13 protein-coding genes and 1 tRNA gene are annotated in these 17,453 nt (G+C 71.3%); 8 read left to right on the top strand and 6 right to left on the bottom strand.

The window, feature by feature from the left end; all coding sequences use genetic code 11:
- Positions 1 to 4 precede the first annotated feature (4 nt).
- Positions 5 to 1,396, top strand: a complete 1,392-nt coding sequence (locus ACWPOB_RS17610; RefSeq protein WP_100056745.1) for an acyl-CoA dehydrogenase family protein — start codon at positions 5 to 7, stop codon at positions 1,394 to 1,396.
- Positions 1,397 to 1,439: 43 nt separating this feature from the next.
- Complete coding sequence (locus ACWPOB_RS17605; protein WP_455401627.1) at positions 1,440 to 2,648, top strand: acyl-CoA dehydrogenase family protein; 1,209 nt, start codon at positions 1,440 to 1,442, stop codon at positions 2,646 to 2,648.
- Positions 2,649 to 2,734: 86 nt separating this feature from the next.
- Here the strand turns inward: ACWPOB_RS17605 and ACWPOB_RS17600 are convergent, their stop codons facing one another.
- Positions 2,735 to 3,469, bottom strand: a complete 735-nt coding sequence (locus tag ACWPOB_RS17600) for a potassium channel family protein (RefSeq protein ID WP_455401626.1) — start codon at positions 3,467 to 3,469, stop codon at positions 2,735 to 2,737.
- Between the two features lie 182 nt (positions 3,470 to 3,651).
- Here ACWPOB_RS17600 and ACWPOB_RS17595 point away from each other — a divergent pair, with 182 nt between their 5' ends.
- Positions 3,652 to 5,295: an acyl-CoA synthetase gene (locus tag ACWPOB_RS17595; protein WP_455401625.1), complete on the top strand. Its 1,644-nt coding sequence runs from the start codon at positions 3,652 to 3,654 to the stop codon at positions 5,293 to 5,295.
- 53 nt (positions 5,296 to 5,348) lie between these two features.
- Here the strand turns inward: ACWPOB_RS17595 and ACWPOB_RS17590 are convergent.
- Positions 5,349 to 5,425 (bottom strand) — tRNA-Met (locus ACWPOB_RS17590).
- Between the two features lie 255 nt (positions 5,426 to 5,680).
- Positions 5,681 to 8,668 (bottom strand): UPF0182 family protein, encoded by a 2,988-nt coding sequence (locus ACWPOB_RS17585; protein ID WP_455401624.1) that lies wholly within the window; start codon positions 8,666 to 8,668, stop codon positions 5,681 to 5,683.
- 155 nt (positions 8,669 to 8,823) lie between these two features.
- Between ACWPOB_RS17585 and ACWPOB_RS17580 the strand changes: the two genes are divergently transcribed.
- Positions 8,824 to 9,429, top strand: a complete 606-nt coding sequence (locus ACWPOB_RS17580) for a PPA1309 family protein (RefSeq protein ID WP_044476283.1) — start codon at positions 8,824 to 8,826, stop codon at positions 9,427 to 9,429.
- A gap of 20 nt (positions 9,430 to 9,449) precedes the next feature.
- On the opposite strand, the gene ACWPOB_RS17575 is transcribed toward ACWPOB_RS17580, so the two are convergent.
- Positions 9,450 to 10,475 (bottom strand): YlbL family protein, encoded by a 1,026-nt coding sequence (locus ACWPOB_RS17575; RefSeq protein WP_455401623.1) that lies wholly within the window; start codon positions 10,473 to 10,475, stop codon positions 9,450 to 9,452.
- Positions 10,476 to 10,563: 88 nt separating this feature from the next.
- Between ACWPOB_RS17575 and ACWPOB_RS17570 the strand changes: the two genes are divergently transcribed.
- From ACWPOB_RS17570 to ACWPOB_RS17560, 3 genes are all read left to right on the top strand, one after another.
- The gene (locus ACWPOB_RS17570; protein ID WP_455401622.1) at positions 10,564 to 12,066 is read left to right on the top strand and encodes a zinc-dependent metalloprotease; all 1,503 of its coding nucleotides are present in this window, start codon (positions 10,564 to 10,566) and stop codon (positions 12,064 to 12,066) included.
- A gap of 93 nt (positions 12,067 to 12,159) precedes the next feature.
- A complete protein-coding gene (locus ACWPOB_RS17565; RefSeq protein ID WP_455401621.1) occupies positions 12,160 to 13,020 on the top strand; it encodes a hypothetical protein in 861 nt (286 codons plus the stop codon).
- A 58-nt stretch (positions 13,021 to 13,078) separates the two neighbouring features.
- Positions 13,079 to 14,410 (top strand): ABC1 kinase family protein, encoded by a 1,332-nt coding sequence (locus tag ACWPOB_RS17560; RefSeq protein WP_100058453.1) that lies wholly within the window; start codon positions 13,079 to 13,081, stop codon positions 14,408 to 14,410.
- Between the two features lie 24 nt (positions 14,411 to 14,434).
- Here the strand turns inward: ACWPOB_RS17560 and ACWPOB_RS17555 are convergent, their stop codons facing one another.
- Together ACWPOB_RS17555 and ACWPOB_RS17550 are read right to left on the bottom strand one after the other, a co-directional pair.
- A complete protein-coding gene (locus ACWPOB_RS17555) occupies positions 14,435 to 14,713 on the bottom strand; it encodes a WhiB family transcriptional regulator (RefSeq protein WP_100058454.1) in 279 nt (92 codons plus the stop codon).
- 383 nt (positions 14,714 to 15,096) lie between these two features.
- On the bottom strand, positions 15,097 to 17,229 hold the full coding sequence (locus ACWPOB_RS17550) for an ATP-dependent DNA helicase UvrD2 (protein ID WP_455401620.1): 2,133 nt from the start codon (positions 17,227 to 17,229) through the stop codon (positions 15,097 to 15,099).
- A gap of 114 nt (positions 17,230 to 17,343) precedes the next feature.
- On the opposite strand from ACWPOB_RS17550, the gene ACWPOB_RS17545 reads away from it, so the two are divergent.
- The coding region (locus ACWPOB_RS17545; protein ID WP_455401677.1) for a glutaredoxin family protein at positions 17,344 to 17,453 on the top strand (110 nt) is incomplete at its 3' end.

Below are 17,453 nucleotides of genomic sequence, written 5' to 3'. Positions count from 1 at the left end.
TCTGGTGATCATGAGCAAGCAAGAGAGTGTGGCCCGGAACACCCCTCGCGACACGTCCGCGGTGGGCCTGAACCCCCTCCGACGGGACGCCATGGGCGCCGCGATGCGCGTGCTCACGCGGATCACCGGTTCGGAGCTCGCGGACCGGTACAACCTCCGGCAGGCCATCGACCGGGTGACCTACCAGTCCACCAAGACCGGCTTCAAGACGCTCGGCGCCGCCACCCGCACCTTCAAGAAGGTCACCGGCGGAAACGCACCGCAGCGCCTCGACACCGCCGTCCGCACCGACCTGTTCGACCTGACCCCCACCGACGATCAGCAGATGATCGCCGAGACCGTCCGCGAGTTCGCCGCCGAGATCCTGCGGCCCGCCGCGCACGACGCCGACGAGGCGGCCGCCGCCCCCACCGGCCTCCTCGCCCGGGCCGCCGAACTCGGCATCACCCTCGTCAACGTGCCCGAGGCGTTCGAGGGGGCCGCCACCGAGCGGGGCGCCGTCACCAACGCGCTCGTCGCCGAGGCGCTCGCGCACGGCGACATGGGGCTGGCCCTGCCGATCCTCGCGCCGAGCGGCGTCGCGGTCGCCCTCACCCAGTGGGGCACCGAGGAGCAGCAGCGGACCTACCTGCCGGCGTTCGCCGGGGACGACGTCCCGCAGGCCAGCGTCGTGATCACCGAGCCGCGCGCCCTGTTCGACCCGTTCGCGCTGCAGACCAAGGCGGTGCGCTCCCCCAGCGGTTACCGGCTCAACGGCGTCAAGTCCCTCGTGCCCGCCGCCGGCAGCGCCGAACTGTTCGTCGTCGCCGCCGAGCTCGACGGCAAGCCGTCGCTGTTCCTGGTCGAGTCCGACAGCAAGGGCGTCGCGATCGAGGCCGACCCGTCGATGGGCCTGCGTGCCGCTGGACTCGGCCGGCTGCATCTGACCGACGTCGCCGTCCCGCAGGCCGCCCTGCTCGGCGACGCGGACGCCGACGCGCGCGCCGAGCAGTACGCGGACGCGGTCCGCCTCGCCCGCCTGGGCTGGGCCTCCCTCGCCATGGGCACCGGGCAGGCCGTGCTCGACTACGTCGTCCCCTACGTCAACGAACGGGAGGCGTTCGGCGAACCGATCAGCCACCGGCAGGCCGTCGCCTTCATGGTCGCCGACATCAAGATCGAGCTCGACGGGATCCGGCTGGTCACGCTGCGCGGCGCGGCCCGCGCCGAGCAGGGCCTGTCCTTCGCCCGGGAGGCGGCGCTGGCCCGCAAGCTCGCCACCGACAAGGGCATGCGGATCGGCCTCGACGGCGTCCAGCTGCTCGGTGGCCACGGCTTCACCAAGGAACACCCCGTCGAACGCTGGTACCGCGACCTGCGCGCCGTGGGCGTCGCCGAGGGCGTCGTCCTCGTCTGAGCCGTCCGATCCGGCAGCGTCACCTCACACCTAGGAATCTGTGATGATCAATCTCGAACTTCCCAAGAGGCTCAAGGCGTCGGCGAACCAGGCGCACCAGGTCGCCGCGCAGATCTTCCGTCCCGTCTCGCGCAAGTACGACCTCGCCGAGCACGTGTACCCGGTCGAGCTCGACACGATGGCCGCGATGGTCGAGGGGTTGAACGACTCCGGCCAGGGCGCCTCGGGCGCGGCGCTCGGCCGCAGCAACGAGCCGAAGAAGCAGGCCGGCAACGTCAACGGCGGCAACATGGCGTCGCTGCTCAATGTGATCGAAACCTGCTGGGGCGACGTGGGTCTCACCCTGTCGATCCCCTATCAGGGTCTCGGCAACTCGGCGATCGCCGCCGTCGCCACCGACGAGCAGCTCGAACGCTTCGGCAAGGTGTGGGCGTCGATGGCGATCACCGAGCCGAGCTTCGGCTCCGATTCCGCCGCCGTGACCACCACCGCCGTCCTCGACGGCGACGAGTGGGTCCTCAACGGCGAGAAGATCTTCGTCACCGCCGGCGAGCGCTCGACCCACGTGGTGGTGTGGGCGAGCGTCGACCGGACGAAGGGGCGCGCGGCGATCAAGTCGTTCGTCGTCCCGCGGGACGCCCCCGGCCTGAGCGTGGCGCGCCTCGAGCACAAGCTCGGCATCAAGGCCTCCGACACCGCCGTCCTGGTGCTCGACAACTGCCGGATTCCGAAGGACAACCTGCTCGGCAGCCCCGAGGTGAACGTCGAGAAGGGGTTCGCGGGGGTCATGCAGACCTTCGACAACACCCGCCCGATCGTCGCCGGCATGGCCGTCGGCGTCGCCCGCGCGGCGCTCGAGGAACTGCGCGGCATCCTCGCCGAGGCCGGCGTCGAGGTGTCCTACGACATCCCGGCCTGCAACCAGCACGCCGCGGCCGCCGAGTTCCTCGCGCTCGAGGCCGACTGGGAGGCGGCCTACCTGCAGGCGCTGCGGGCCGCGTGGATGGCCGACAACAAGCATCCCAACTCGCTCGAGGCCTCGATCTCCAAGGCCAAGGCCGGCCGCACCGGCACCGCGGTCACCCTCAAGGCCGTCGAACTGGCCGGCACCTACGGCTACTCCGAGCGTCCGCTGCTCGAGAAGTGGGCGCGTGACTCGAAGATCCTCGACATCTTCGAGGGCACCCAGCAGATCCAGCAGCTCATCATCGCGCGGCGGCTGCTTGGCCTGTCGAGCGCCGAGCTGAAGTAGCAGGTCACAGACCACTTCTCCGAGGGGTCGGGCCTCCGCCGTACCTACCGACGGCGGGGGCCCTCTCGCGCTCCGGGATCGGTCGGCTACACGCGAGAGCCGGCGGGATCGTCCGCACGCGCGCGACGGAGATCCTCACGGAGGGCGACCACCTCGGCCGTCAGCGCGGCCACCTGCGCCCGTGTCGCCGCCTGGCTCGCCTCGTCCTGCTCGCCCACGCGCTCGACCAGCCAGGACGCCAACGTGGCCGTCACGACACCGAGCAGGGCGATACCCGCGATCATCAGGGCGGCCGCGATCAGCCGGCCGGTGGCCGTGACGGGGGCGAAGTCGCCGTAGCCGACCGTGGTGACCGTGACCGCCGACCACCACAGCGCGTCGGGATACGTCGTGATCGTCGCGTCCGGCGCGGCCCGCTCGGCGTCGAGCATGGCGAGCGAGGACACGACGAGGAGCAGCGCCGTCGAACCGGACGCGTAGATGATCACCGTGCCGCGCAGGGCCGCACCGACCGAACGGTGCACGACCCCGAGGAGGGTGACCAGCCGCAGCAGGCGCAGCGGCCGCAGCATGGGCAGGGCGACCATGGCGAGTTCGGGGAGATGACGGAGGAGCCAGCGACCCCGCCGTTCCGCCAGCACCAACCGCACGACGAAGTCGACGGCGAACGCCACCCAGGTCAGCACCATCACCGCCTCGCCCACCCGCGCCGTGCCGTCCGCCGGCTGGGCGAGCACCAGCCATGCGTACGCGACCAGGAACATCCCCGCCGCGGTGGCTATCGGCCATTCGGACAGGCGGCGCCACCGTTCCTCGGTCACTCGAACGCCCCGGAGGCGAGGTATCGGATCACGAACGGATCCTGCCATCACCGCCGCGCGGGCCGGAATCGCCTCCCGTCCGGGGTGCCCGCCGGCAATTCGGACGAATGTCCATGACTGTGAGGCGCGTCACCACTAGGGTTGCGGTGACGCGAATCCGGCACGAGCTCGAAGGGGACAGCATGCCCGGGCAGGACATCATCGACAGGATCACCGGTGCCGCCGGGGGGGTGACCGACACGCTGGGCGCCGTACGGGTGCTCGCCCGCTCCGGGCTGCTGCACTTCCCCCGGGTGGACCACGGGATCGGCACCCTCGTCGCGGTGAGCCGCTACGGTCCGTTCGCCGGACCGGTGCACGCCCACGCCACGCGCGGCTTCGACGCCGTCGCCCTCGTCGACGAGCGCGGCCGGCTGAGCTACCAGGAACTCGAGGGGCAGTCGAACGCGCTCGTGCGGGCGCTGCAGGCCGACGGCGTCGCGCCGGGGGACGTGATGGGCCTTATGGCCCGCAACCACCGCGGACTCGTTCTCACCATGCTCGCCGCCGCCAAGCTCGGCGCGAAGCTGGTCATGATGAACACCGGGTTCGCGCCGCGGCAACTCGCGGATGTCGCCGCGCGCGAAGGCGTGGGCACCTTCGTCTACGACGCCGAGTTCGCGGCGGTGGCGGCCGCCCTGCCGCCGGACGTGCGGACCTACAGCTCGTGGCCCGAGGGCGACGAGCCGGGTCCACCCGGCATCGAGTCCGTGCTCGCGCAGTTCGATGGGTCCGCCGTTCCGGCGCCGAGCACGCTGGGCGGTTTCGTTCTGCTCACCAGCGGCACCACCGGCACACCCAAGGGCGCCCCGCGCGAGCGCACGTCGCCGCTCGCCTCGGCGCAGTTCCTGGACCGGGTACCGCTGCGGCCGGGACAGACGATGCTGATGGCGGCACCGGCGTTCCACGGGACCGGAATCTCGCAGTTCGGGCTCGCCCTGGCGCTGGGGCAGACGGTGGTGATGGAGCGACGGTTCGACCCGCTCGAGACCGTTCGCCTGATCGAGCGGCACCGGGTCAACGTGCTGGTCGTCGTGCCGACCATGCTGCAGCGGATCCTGGACCTCGGCGGCGAGACGATCGGGCGGTACGACACGTCGAGCCTGCAGATCATCTTCTCCGCCGGGTCCGCGCTGTCGCCGGACGTGTGCCGGCGCACCCGCGAATACTTCGGCGACGTGCTGCACAACCTGTACGGCTCCACCGAATGCGCGGTGGCCACGGTTGCCACTCCCGAGGACATCCGCCGGGCGCCGGGCACGGCCGGACGGCCGCCGGTGACCTGCCGGGTCGAACTGTACGACGAGGCCGGCAACCGGATCACGACGCCCGGCGAGGTGGGCCGGATCTTCGTCGCGAGCGGGCTGAGCTTCGACGGCTACACCGACGGCCGGGACAAGGAGCGCATCAACGGTCTGCTCTCGACCGGCGACGTGGGGCACTTCGACGAGGACGGGCTGCTGTTCGTCGACGGCCGAGACGACGACATGATCGTCTCCGGCGGGGAGAACGTGTACCCGCTCGAGGTGGAGAACCTCCTCGTCGAGCGGGACGACGTGTTCGACGCCGCGGTGGTCGGCGTGGAGGATCCGGACTTCGGTCACCGGTTGCGCGCCTTCGTGGTGCCGGCGGAGGGCTCCGAGCGCGACGCCGAGGAGATCAAGGAGTACGTCAAGGCGAACCTGGCCCGCTACAAGGTCCCGCGCGACGTCGTCTTCCTCGACGAACTGCCGCGCAACGCGACGGGAAAGCTGCTGCGACGCGTGCTCGTCGACATGAAGCCCTGATCACATGCGGAAGGGCCCGGTACCGGATGATCCGGTGCCGGGCCCTTCCACTTTGGTAGCGGGGACAGGATTTGAACCTGCGACCTCTGGGTTATGAGCCCAGCGAGCTACCGAGCTGCTCCACCCCGCGTTGCAAGAACGAAGTTACACGGCCCGAGGAACGGAATGCAAATCGCCTGGGCGAAGGCCGTTTTCGCCCCTCACCACGTGTCCTGGGTCACACTCGCGCGATGATCCCACTCACATAACGGTGGAATAACAATCGCGTGACGAGGCGGCCGACCTGCAGTGCGAGAGCGGCTGCCCTGGCCGGACGCCGAGTCGTCCTCGAACCGACGGGGCCCCGCGCACGACGTGCGCGGGGCCCCGTTTCGTCGCGGAGGGATCAGCCGCCGGTGGACTGGTACGCGTCCACGGCCGCCTGCACCCGCTGCAGCGCCCGGCCGTAGGCGGCGAAGTCGCCCGTGCTCTGGGCCGCGCTGAGCTCGGCCAGCGCCGCGTCGAGTTCGGCGACCGCGGCCGCCCGATCCGCGGGTGCCGGGGCGGGAGCGGGGTTCGGCGCCGGAGCGGGCGCCGGGGCCGCTGCCTGACCGTCCTGCTCCGCCCCCTCGACCGGCGCGGTGGGCGCCGACTCGCCACCCGGCGCGGTGGCCGCACTGCCGACACCGGCCCCGAAGACCTGGTCCAGCGCCGCGGCGAGGGTGGGGGCGTAGCCGATGCGCACGCCGCCGGCAGGGCCGGGCTCGCGATAGCTGACGATCACCCGGGACAGCTGCGGGAAGGTCGACGTGCTCCCCGTCGCCGAACTGCGTTCCGTGTACATCGGCTGGACGTAGAGGATCCCGCCCTGGGCGATGGGCAACGTCAGCAGGTTGCCGTACTGGATCCGGTTGGATCTCTCGAGCAGGGTCCGCTCCGACGCGACGCGCGTGTCGGAGATCATCGCGTTCTGCGTCTGTTCGGGACCGAACGTCTGGGTGTCGGTCGGCAGCCGCAGGATCGTGAACCTGCCGTAGTTGTCGGGGTCCGAGTCCACCGAGATGTACGCGGACAGGAACTGCCGGTTGAAGCCCACCATCGCCGAGGTGAGCCGGAACGACGGGCGGGCCGTCTCCTCGTCACCGATCAGCACGTAGTACGGCGGCTGGTTCGCGGTCGTGTCCACCGTCGGATCGCTCGGCACCGACCAGAACGCGTTGTTGGTGAAGAACTCGCGCGGGTCGTCCACGTGGTACTTCGCCAGCATCTCCCGCTGCACCTTGAACAGGTCCTCCGGGTACCGGAAGTGCGAGCGGAGCTCGTCGGAGATCTGATCCTGCGGGGTCACCGCATCGGGGAAGACACCCATCCACGCCTTCAGGACCGGGTCCTGATCGTCGACCTGGTAGAGGGTCACGGTGCCGTCGTACGCGTCGACCGTCGCCTTCACCGAGTTCCGGATGTAGGAGACCTCCTTGCGGGGCAGCAGCCGGCCGGTGTTCTGGTCGACGCTGTCCTCGACGAGCCCTTCGAGGGAACTGCGCTGCGCGTACGGGTAGTTGTCGAGCGTGGTGTAGGCGTCGACGATCCACACGATGCGCCCGTCGACCGCGGCGGGATAGGCGTCGCCGTCGGCGGTGAGCCACGGCGCCACCTTCGTCACCCGGTCCCGCGGGTCGCGGTTGAACAGCAGCTTCGACTCGCTGCCGATGGCGCTCGAGAACAGGATGTTGCGTTCGGCGTACTTGGACGCGAACGCGAGCCGGTTGAACCAGTTGCCGATCGACACGCCACCCGAGCCGGTGTAGGTGTACTGCGCGGTGTCGGTGTCGTACTCCCGCGGGGCCTCCCCCTCGGCGGCACCGACGATCGCGTAGTCGGGCTCCTCCTGCGCGATGACCTCACCGAAGTAGATCCGCGGCTGCTCGACCGGAATCACCTGGTTGCCGGACTCGAGCGATGCGATGTCGCTGACCATGTACACCGGGTAGCCGCTGTTGCTGTTCGCGGCCTCTTCCGCGGACTCGCTGGCGGCGGCGTTCACCCGGTTGGCGGGAGCGGCGACCAGGCCGTTGCCGTGGGTGTACACCGTGTGCTTGTTGATCCAGTCGGTCTGGTTGCCCGTCAGGCTCGACGGCGACAGTTCGCGGGCGGCGACGATGTAGTCCTCGCGCTCCCCGTCGATCTCGTACCGGTCGATGTCCAGCGACGGCGGGAACCCGTAGAAGTTCTTCAGCTGCTGCTGCTGGGTGAAGGTGCGCGGCAGCACGTTGGGATCGAGCAGGCGGGTGTTGGCGATGGTGGTCACGTCCGCCGGCACGTTGCGCGGTGACGTGGTGCCCACGCCCGGGTAATCCCGGTACTCCACGATCTCGTCCGTGATGCCGTAGGCCTCACGCGTCGCCGCGATGTTGCGCTCGATGTACTCGGATTCCTTGACGGCGGCGTTCGGCCGGACGGAGAACTGCTCGACCACCAGCGGCCACACGGCCCCGACGAGGATCGACGAGAGCACGAGCAGGGCCGTCGCCATCGCCGGGATGCGCAGGTCGCGCAGCACGATGGCCGCGAAGAACGCCACCGCGCAGATGACCGCGATCGCCATCAGGATCAGCTTGGCGGGCAGCACGGCATTGATGTCGGTGAAGCCCGCGCCCGTGAAGGTGGGCTCCTTGCGCCCGCTCCACAGCAGTGCGTACCGGTCGAGCCAGTACGCGATCGCCTTGAGCGCAACGAAGATCCCGGCCAGCACGGCCAGCTGGATGCGGGCGGCGCGGGTGAGGCTGCCGCCGCGGCCGGCGAGCCGGATGCCACCGAAGATGTAGTGCGTGACCAGGCTGGCGAAGAGCGCCAGGATGACCGCCACGAACATCCAGTTCAGCAGGAAGCGGTAGAACGGCAGGTCGAAGGCGTAGAAGCCGACGTCCAGCCCGAACTGGGGGTCCGTGGTGCCGAACGAGCCGCCGTTGAAGAACATCTGCACGGTCACCCAGCTCGCCTGCGCGATCAGGCCCGACAGCAGGCCGAGCACGATCGGAATGCCGAGGCCGAATGTGCGCAGCCGGGTCATCACCGTGGTGCGATACCGCGAGATGGGGTCGTTGGGCCCGGCTGCGGGCACGAACACGGGCCGCGATCGGTACGCCAGCAGCAGCGCCAGCCACACCACACCGCCCACGAACAGGCTCACGAGGAGGAACAAGACGATCCGGGTCAACAGCACCTTCAGGTACACGTCACGGAAGTCGACCTCGCCGAACCACAGCCAGTTGGTGTAGGCGTCCACCAGTCGGGGACCGACCAGCAGCAGCACCGCGGCCACCACGGCCAGGCTCAGCAGGATCTTGCTGCGTTTCGACAGCGAAGGTACTCCGGTGGGGGGCCTCATGCCCACGTGCCACACTCCCAATTCTCCGGCGACGCGAACGCGCCGCAGCTGTTCACCCCGAATGTCACCCACGGCACTCGCGGTGACCGTTTCGCCCCACTCTACGGAATGAGGCGACCACCACGCCGCGCGGCGACGAGACCCGGCGACGATGCAAGGATATGTCCGTGAGCGACAGTCATCCCGTCCCGTCCGAAGACGCCCTGCGCCGGTGCGTCGGTGAGATCGTCGACTTCGTCGACGCCGGCGGCTGGGGACAGCCGCCGACGATGTTCGCGCTGGTGCCCACGGCCCTGCTGGCGGCGTCCGAACCCACCCTGCTCGACCAGCTCGACGAGGGCCACGAGTACACCCCGGTGGAGCAGGAGGCCTTCCCCGACGACGTCGAAGGCGGCAGCCCCGCCCTCGACGAGTTCCTCGCCACCACCAGCTGGCCCGAGTCCGTCGCCGGCTGCGCCCTCGTGCAGGAGATCGTGGTGCTGCCCCCGAGCGCGGAGTCGGATCTCGACGACGCGCTGGTGCCGCTGCTCGCCGATCCGCACGCCGCCGACGAGGCCGCCCGGGCCGCGGCGCACGGGCACCCGGAGCGGCGCGATGCCCGCCTGATCGCGGCGGTCCTGCGCGACGGTCCGTCGCTGTCGCTGCTGCAGCTGCGGCCCACCGACGAGGACGACCCGTTCGCCGGGATCGAGCTGCGCACCTACGACAACCTCGCGCCGAACGTGGTGTCCGCCCTGTACGCGACCCTCGAACCGGGCGACGACTAGCACCGGTCCCGCGCGACGGCCTAGCCGCAGGTGGGCGCGTCGCCCCCGTCGGCGAGGGAGCCGAGCGCGCCGATCGCGCCCTCGAGGGTCTCGACCTTGACCAGCCGCATCCCGTCGGGGGCGTCGCTCTGCGCCTCGGCGCAGTTGTCGGCGGGCACGAGGAACACCGTGGCGCCGTCTTCCGCAGCCCCGACGAGCTTGTGGGTGATGCCGCCGATCGGGCCGACGACCCCGTCGGAGTCGATGGTGCCGGTGCCTGCGACGACCTCGCCGCCGCTGAGCTCGCCGGGGCTGAGCTTGTCGACCACGGCGAGGCTGAAGATCAGCCCCGCCGACGGGCCACCGACGTCGGCGAGGTTGAACGTCACGTCGAACGGCACGTCCGGGACCTCCTCGGGGCTGATGCCGAGGAAGCCCTTGTCCGGGTCGTCGGGGCGGGCCCCCACGGTCACCGAGGCGGTCTGCTCGACCCCGTCGCGCACGAGCACGACGTCGACCGGGGTGCCGGGCGCGACGGCGGCGACGGCCCGCTGCACGCTGCCGGCGGTGGTCACCGGCTCCCCGGCGACGGCGACGAGCCGGTCGCCCTCGCGCAGCACGCCGGCGGAGGGCCCGGACTCGCCGACCCTGGCGACGCGCAGGACGACGGGCAGGTCGAGGTGGTGCAGGGCGGCGAGTTCCGCGCTGCGTTCGGACTGCTCGAACTGGGCGGCGTCCGCCTCCTTGACCTGTTCCCTGGTCGCGGTGGGCGGGTAGATCTGCTCGCGGGGGGCGATCCCGTACCGGCTGCCCAGCCACGCCGAGAGCGCCTGCGCCACGGTCAGGCGGTCGCTGACCCCGACCGTGGTCATCACGAGCTCGCCACTGGTGGGGTCGGTGTCGGCGCCCTCGATGGCGACGACAGCCTTGCCGTCGATCTCGCCGAGGGTGTCGAACGTCGGGCCCGGACCGAGCGCCACGTACGGCACCTTCACGTTCAGCGCCACCGTCACCAGCAGCAGCGCGGGGAACAGCGCCGCCAGGATCGTCACGAGCCGTCGATTCACCCGGCCAGGGTATCCGGACCGGCGATGTTCGCGATCAGCGTGATCGCGGTGGCCGCCGCCCCGCGGTGCGCCTTGTACCGTTGACGACATGAGCGACACGCCTTTCGGATTCTCGAATCCCGACGACGACCCGGACCGCAGGAAGGACTCCGGTTCCGGCGCCGAGGGATCCGGCGCCGAGGGCGCCGGCCCGGAGGGCGCCGGGTCCCAGGGCGGCGCCACCGGCGGGTTCCCCTTCGGTTTCGGGGCCCCCGGCGCAGGCGGTGCCCCGTTCGGCGCGGGTGGCGACAACCCCTTCGGCGCGCAGGGCTTCGACCCGGCGGCGCTCGGGCAGATGCTGACACAGTTCGGTCAGATGCTCAGCGGCATGGGCAGCGCGGTGGGGTCCGGCGGTTCCGGGCCGGTCAACTACGAGGTGGCCGGCAAGCTCGCTCGCCAGCAGATCGGCTCCGTCACCCCGGTGTCGTCCGGGTCGGCGGACGCCGTCCGGGACGCCGCACATCTGGCGGAGCTGTGGCTCGACGGGGCGACGACCCTGCCCGCGGGCGCGACCCGCACCGTCGCGTGGACGCCCGTCGACTGGCTCGACAACACGCTCGAGACGTGGAAACGCCTGTGCGATCCGGTGGCCGAGCAGGTCAACGGCATGTGGATGCAGGGCCTGCCGGAAGAGGCCCGGGCGATGGCCGGGCCGATGCTCGGCATGTTCTCCCAGATGGGCGGGCTGGCGTTCGGTTCCCAGCTCGGCCAGGCCCTCGGGCAGCTCGCCAAGGAGGTCCTGACCTCGACCGACATCGGCCTGCCGCTCGGGCCCGCGGGCACGGCGGCGCTGATGCCCGCCGCGATCGAGGCGTTCGGTGAGGGACTCGAGCAGCCGGCCCAGGAAGTCCTGGTCTTCCTCGCCGCCCGGGAGGCGGCACACCAACGGCTCTACAGCCACGTGCCGTGGCTGCGCTCGCGCCTGCTGTCCACTGTGGAGGACTACGCGCGCGGCATCCGGATGGACTTCTCCGCGATCGAGGACCTCGCCCAGGGTATCGATCCCATGGCGCTGACGGATCCGTCGAAGATCGAGGAACTGCTCAAGGGCGCGGCGTTCGAGCCGCAGACCACCCCCGAGCAGAAGCAGGCCCTCGAACGCCTCGAGACGCTGCTCGCCCTGGTCGAGGGCTGGGTGGAGACCGTGGTCGCCGACGCGCTCGGCGACCGGCTGCCCGGGGTCGCCGCGCTGAGCGAGACGCTGCGCCGCCGCCGCGCGAGCGGCGGGCCCGCCGAGCAGACCTTCGCCACTCTCGTCGGTCTCGAGTTGCGGCCGCGGAAGCTGCGCGAGGCCGCGGCCCTGTGGCGCCGGCTCACCACCGATGCCGGGCCGGACGCGCGGGACAAGGTGTGGGCGCACCCGGACCTGCTGCCGGACTCGTCGGACCTCGACAACCCGGCCGCGTTCCTCGACCGCGTCATCGGCGGAGAAGCGGCCGCATTCGACGATCCGATCGCCCAGCTGCGCGAGACCGAGGCGCGCGAACGCGCCGAGCGGGAGAAGGGCGAGCCGGGGTCCGGCGAGTCCACCGATCCCGACGAATCCGCCTGAACGCACATCGGGCCAGGTAGGCACCGGTTTTGCCCTGTGGACAACCGGCCTCGGGCACAGGTGGTGCGATGGGGTTGCTGACAGGCTGACCGCATGACCACGGCAACGCATCCACAGCCCGGACCGGCGCTCGACCCTGCCCTCGAAGTGCTCCACCGACCGGACGGCACGGTGCAACTCGGGTGGGGCCCGGACACGGCGGCCGTCCTCTCCCCCGGCGCGGGGCTCGACGCGTTCGGCCTCTCGACGGTGCTGCGCCTGCTCGACGGGCGCTCGTCGCGCGAGGAGATCCTCGCCCGCACCGCGCAGGCGGGGCTGCCGGGCACCGCCGTCACCGCCCTGCTCGACGAGCTGACCACCCTCGGGGCGGTCCGCGATCCCGGCGTAGCCGCGGTGCAGGTCCCCCGGGTGCGGGTGCACGGGCGCGGGCCACTGGCAGACGCGCTGGTCGCCCAACTGACGGTGTCGGGCACGCGGCTGCGCCGGTCCGCCGTCTACACCGGCGACAGCGACGTCGCCCGCTGGGACGCGCAGTGCGTGCTGCTCACCGACGCGCTGGTGCCCGACCCCGGTCTCGTCCGTGAGCTGATGCGGCACCGTGTGCCACATCTGCCCGTACTGCTGCGCGACGGCCGCGGCGTCGTCGGCCCCTTCGTCGTCCCGGGCCGCACGAGCTGCCTGCGCTGCGCCGACCTGACCCGCACGGATCTCGATCCGCACTGGCCGCAGCTGGCCGCCCAACTGTGCGACCGCGTCGGTTGTGCGGAGCCCGCGGCGGTGCTGGCGACCGCGGCCGTCGCCCTCGGACAGCTCGACGCGATTCTCGCCGCCTCGGCGTCCGCGCCGCCCGCGACGTTGGACCGGACGCTCGAGGTGGATCTGCGCAGCCATCGACTCACGTCGCGGCGCTGGTTCCGGCACCCGGATTGCGGGTGCGGAGGCACACCCGCGTGAAGCGGCGTACCGCGCCGGTCGCGCAGCGGCGCACCGCGCCGGTCGGACGCCGTCAGGCATGATGGTGGGCGTGGCCGAAATCCCCCGCAGAAGCAGTTCCCGCACCGCCAAGCTCGCCAGCATCCCCCTCGGGATCGCCGGTCGCGCCGCGGTGGGATTCGGCCGGCGTCTGGCCGGCGGGGACCGCGAGGAGATCGATGCCGAACTCGCGGCGAAGGCGGCCGAGCAGCTGTTCACGGTGCTCGGCGAGCTCAAGGGCGGAGCCATGAAGGTGGGCCAGGCGCTGAGCGTGATGGAAGCCGCGGTGCCGGAGGAGTTCGCCGAGCCGTACCGGGAGGCGCTGACGAAGCTGCAGTCGGCGGCGCCGCCGCTGCCGGCCAAGGCGGTCCATCGCGTCCTCGATCAGCAGCTCGGGGCCCGCTGGCGGGAGCGCTTCGCCTCGTTCGACGACATTCCCACCGCATCGGCGAGCATCGGCCAGGTCCACCGGGCGGTGTGGGCGGACGGCCGCGAGGTCGCGGTGAAGGTCCAGTACCCGGGCGCCGACGAGGCGCTGCGCGCCGATCTGCGCACCCTGTCGCGGTTCGCGGGACTGTTCGCGACGGTGATGCCGGGCACCGACGTGCGGGCCGTGCTCGACGAGCTGACCGCGCGCACCGAGGAGGAGCTCGACTACCGGATCGAGGCCGACAACCAGCGGACGTTCGCCAGGGTGTTCGCCGACGATCCCCGGTTCGTCGTGCCGCGGGTCGTCGCCAGCTCCCCGAAGGTCTTCGTCACCGAATGGCTCACGGCAACACCGCTTTCCATGATCATCGCCGAGGGAACCCGCGAGCAGCGCAACCGGGCCGGGGCGCTGCTGGCCGAGTTTCACTTCGCGTCCCCGGCACAGGTGGGGCTGCTGCACTGCGACCCGCACCCGGGCAACTTCATGCTGCTCGACGACGGCCGGCTCGGCGTCATCGACTTCGGTGCCACGGCCGCGATGCCGAACGGGTTGCCGTCGGTGCTGGGCCGGATGGTGCGGCTGGCCCTCGAGGAGCGCTTCGACGAGCTGACCACACTGCTCTACGAGAACCGGTTCGTCCTGCCGGGCCGGGAGGTCACCGAGCAGGAGATCGCGGACTACCTGCGCCCGTTCACGGATCCGATCCACACGGAGTCGTTCCACTTCACCCGGGCATGGCTGCAGAAGGCGGCGGGCACCGCCACCGACTTCTCCGGATCCAACTTCCGCACCGCGCGGGCACTGAACCTGCCGCCGGAGTACGCGAACATCGTCCGCGTACTCCTCGGCTCCGTCGGCATCTGCGCGCAACTGGACGCGCACGCGCCGTACATGCGGATCCTGTCGGAGTGGCTGCCGGGCTTCACCGGTCCGGTGGACTGACGTCCCGCCGGCAGCCGGTCCGGCCTAGGCGCACACCAGTTCCTTGCGGGGGCGTCCCCGCGGACGCTTGCGGGCGACGACGACACCCCGTTCGAAGATCTCGCCGCCCCACACGCCCCACGGCTCGGCACGGTCGAGTGCCGCGGCGAGGCAGTGGGTGCGGATCGGGCACCGGCCGCACAGCGCCTTGGCTCGCTCCAGTTCGGTCGGTGATTCGGCGAACCACAGGTCCGGATCGCCGTCGCGGCAAGGCAACTCGCGCACGCGCGTCGTATGGTCGACGTCGAGCGTTGCGGTCTGCACGATGGATGTCTCCTCTGTCTGGTTCGGATGCGATGCGCGAACCGGGCAGAAGACGAAGAAGGCCACGGTCCGCTGGGCGGTGTCCGTGGCCGGAAGGCGAATGAAGATTACCGGGGTGAACCTCGGTGGCTTCGGGGCACGGACGAAGGGGCGGCTGCTCGCACGCGGGCGACGCGCGGAGTGCACGCGCCGGCGGCGACGGGGGCGCCGGCGACGGGGGCGGCGACCACCACTGCAGCTGCATCGAAGCCGAGCATCGGGGCCACCTCCTTCGTCGTCCGCGCACGGGCCATTCCCGTGACATCGACCTCCAGCCTAGGAACTCGGCCGTCGATCGCACAACCCATTTTCTACCTGCGGTTTTACCGCAGCTTTGCGAACCGCTACAGATCGAGGGTATCGGGCGCGCGTTCACCGCGCACGACGGCGAGCACGTCCGCGCCGAACTGCTCGAGTTTCTTCGCCCCGATGCCGGGGATGGCGACGAGGGCGCGGTCGTCGCCCGGCCGCTGCTCGGCGATCGCGATGAGCGTGTTGTCGCTGAACACCACGTAGGCGGGAACCTTCATCTCCTTGGAACGTTCCCGGCGCCAGTCCTTCAGCGCCATCAGCAGCGATTCGTCCAGGTCCGACGGGCAGCCCTCGCAGCGCCCCAGCATGGTCGCGGACGACCCCATCAGGGGCTTTCCGCACACGCGGCACTGCGGCCGCTTACGCTTCGGCGACGCGGGGGCCGCGATCCGGGAGGCCGGCGAGTCGTCGGGGATCAGACCGTGCAGGAACCGGGACCGCCGCCGCGACCGGCGGCCGCCCTCGGTGCGCGAGAGCGCCCAGGACAGTTGCAGGTGCACGCGGGCGCGGGTGACCCCGACGTACAGCAGGCGGCGCTCCTCCTCGATGCCGGCCTCGTCGGGCGGCGTGGAGCTGTCGCCGACGACGTGCACGATGGGCAGGGTCCCGTCGGTGAGGCCGACGAGGAAGACCGCGTCCCATTCCAGGCCCTTGGCCGCATGCAGCGACGCGAGCGTCACGCCCTGCACCGTCGGCGGGTGCCGCGCCTCGGCCCGCGCCGCCAGGTCGCGCAGCAGGCCGTCGAGATCGAGGTCGGGCTCGTGTCCGAGAAGCTCCTCGGTCAGCTGCACGAGTGCCCGCAGCGATTCCCACCGTTCACGGGCCTGCGCACCGGCAGGTTCGGCCTCGGTCAGGCCGAGCGGGGCGAGCACCGCCCGCACCAGCGTGACGAGGGCGGCGCCGCGATCGGCGCCCTCGGGCAGGTCGTCGCGGCCGTGCGCCTGCCGCAGCGCGCCGACCGCCTGGCGCACCTCGGCGCGGGTGAAGAAGCCCTCGCCGCCGCGGACCTGGTACGGGATACCGGCCTCGGTGAACGCCTGCTCGTAGGCCTCCGACTGAGCGTTGATGCGATAGAGCACCGCGATCTCGGCGGCGGGCACCCCCGATCCCAGCAGCTTCGCGATCGCCTTGGCCGCGGCCTGCGCCTCGGCGGGCTCGTCGTCGTACTCGGCGAACGCCGGCTCGGGTCCGGGCGGGCGCTGGCCGACGAGCTGGAGCCGGGTCCCGGCGATGCGGCCGCGTGCCGCACCGATGACCCGGTTGGCGAGGGACACGACCTGCGGCGTGGAACGGTAGTCGCGTTCGAGCCGGACCACGGTGGCGTCCGGGAATCGGCGGGAGAAGTCGAGCAGATACTGCGGGGTGGCGCCGGTGAACGAGTAGATCGTCTGATTCGCGTCGCCGACGACGGTGAGGTCGTCGCGGTCGCCGAGCCACGCATCGAGCACGCGTTGTTGCAGCGGCGTGACGTCCTGGTACTCGTCGACGACGAAGCAGCGGTAGCGGTCGCGGAACTCCTCGGCGACGGCGGTGTGCTCCTCGAGCGCGGCGGCCGTGTGCAGCAGCAGGTCGTCGAAGTCGAGGTAGATACCGTCGTCGCGCACCTTGAGCGACTCGTAGCCGGCGTAGACGGCAGCCACCCGCGCGGCGTCGGCGGGGGGCTCACGCCGGGCCCGGGCCACCGCGGCCGGGTAGTCCTCCGGCGCGACGAGCGAACCCTTGGCCCACTCGATCTCCGAGAGCAGGTCGCGCACGGTGTCGGAGTCGGTGGCGAACCCGGCACGGTGCGCGGCCTGGGAGACGACGGCGAACTTTCGGTCGAGCAGCTGCCACGGCGTGTCGCCGACCACTCGCGGCCAGAAGTAGCGCAGCTGCCGCAGCGCGGCGGCGTGGAAGGTGCGCGCCTGCACCTGCGGCCCCGAGCCGCCCACCCCGAGTTCGCGCAGCCGGCTGCGCATCTCCCCGGCGGCGCGGGCGGTGAACGTGACGGCGAGGACCTGGCCGGCCGCGACGTGTCCGTGGGACACCAGATGCGCGATGCGGCGGGTGATGGTCCGGGTCTTTCCCGTCCCGGCACCGGCGAGCACACACACCGGGCCACGCGGCGCGAGGACCGCCGCCGCCTGCTGGGGATCCAGGCCCTCCACCGATGCATCTGCTCGCATGGGCTCCATCATGGCAGGACGCGGTGACAGGCCTCCGGCCCACACCGACTGTGGTGGAGAACACATTTCACAGTCGCGCGGAACAGCCGGTGCCCCGGAGTTGTTGTGCGCACCGTGACTACGACCGACGCTCCCGCCCTGACGCTCTACACCACCGACTGGTGCGGCTACTGCCGCCGCCTCAAGAGCCAGCTCGACGAGAACGGCATCGGCTACGCCGAGAT

It is taken from the genome of Rhodococcus sp. 2H158, from assembly GCF_053764755.1.
The sequence above is the reverse complement of the archived record's forward strand: the minus strand, read 5'-3'. Positions and strand labels throughout refer to the sequence as shown.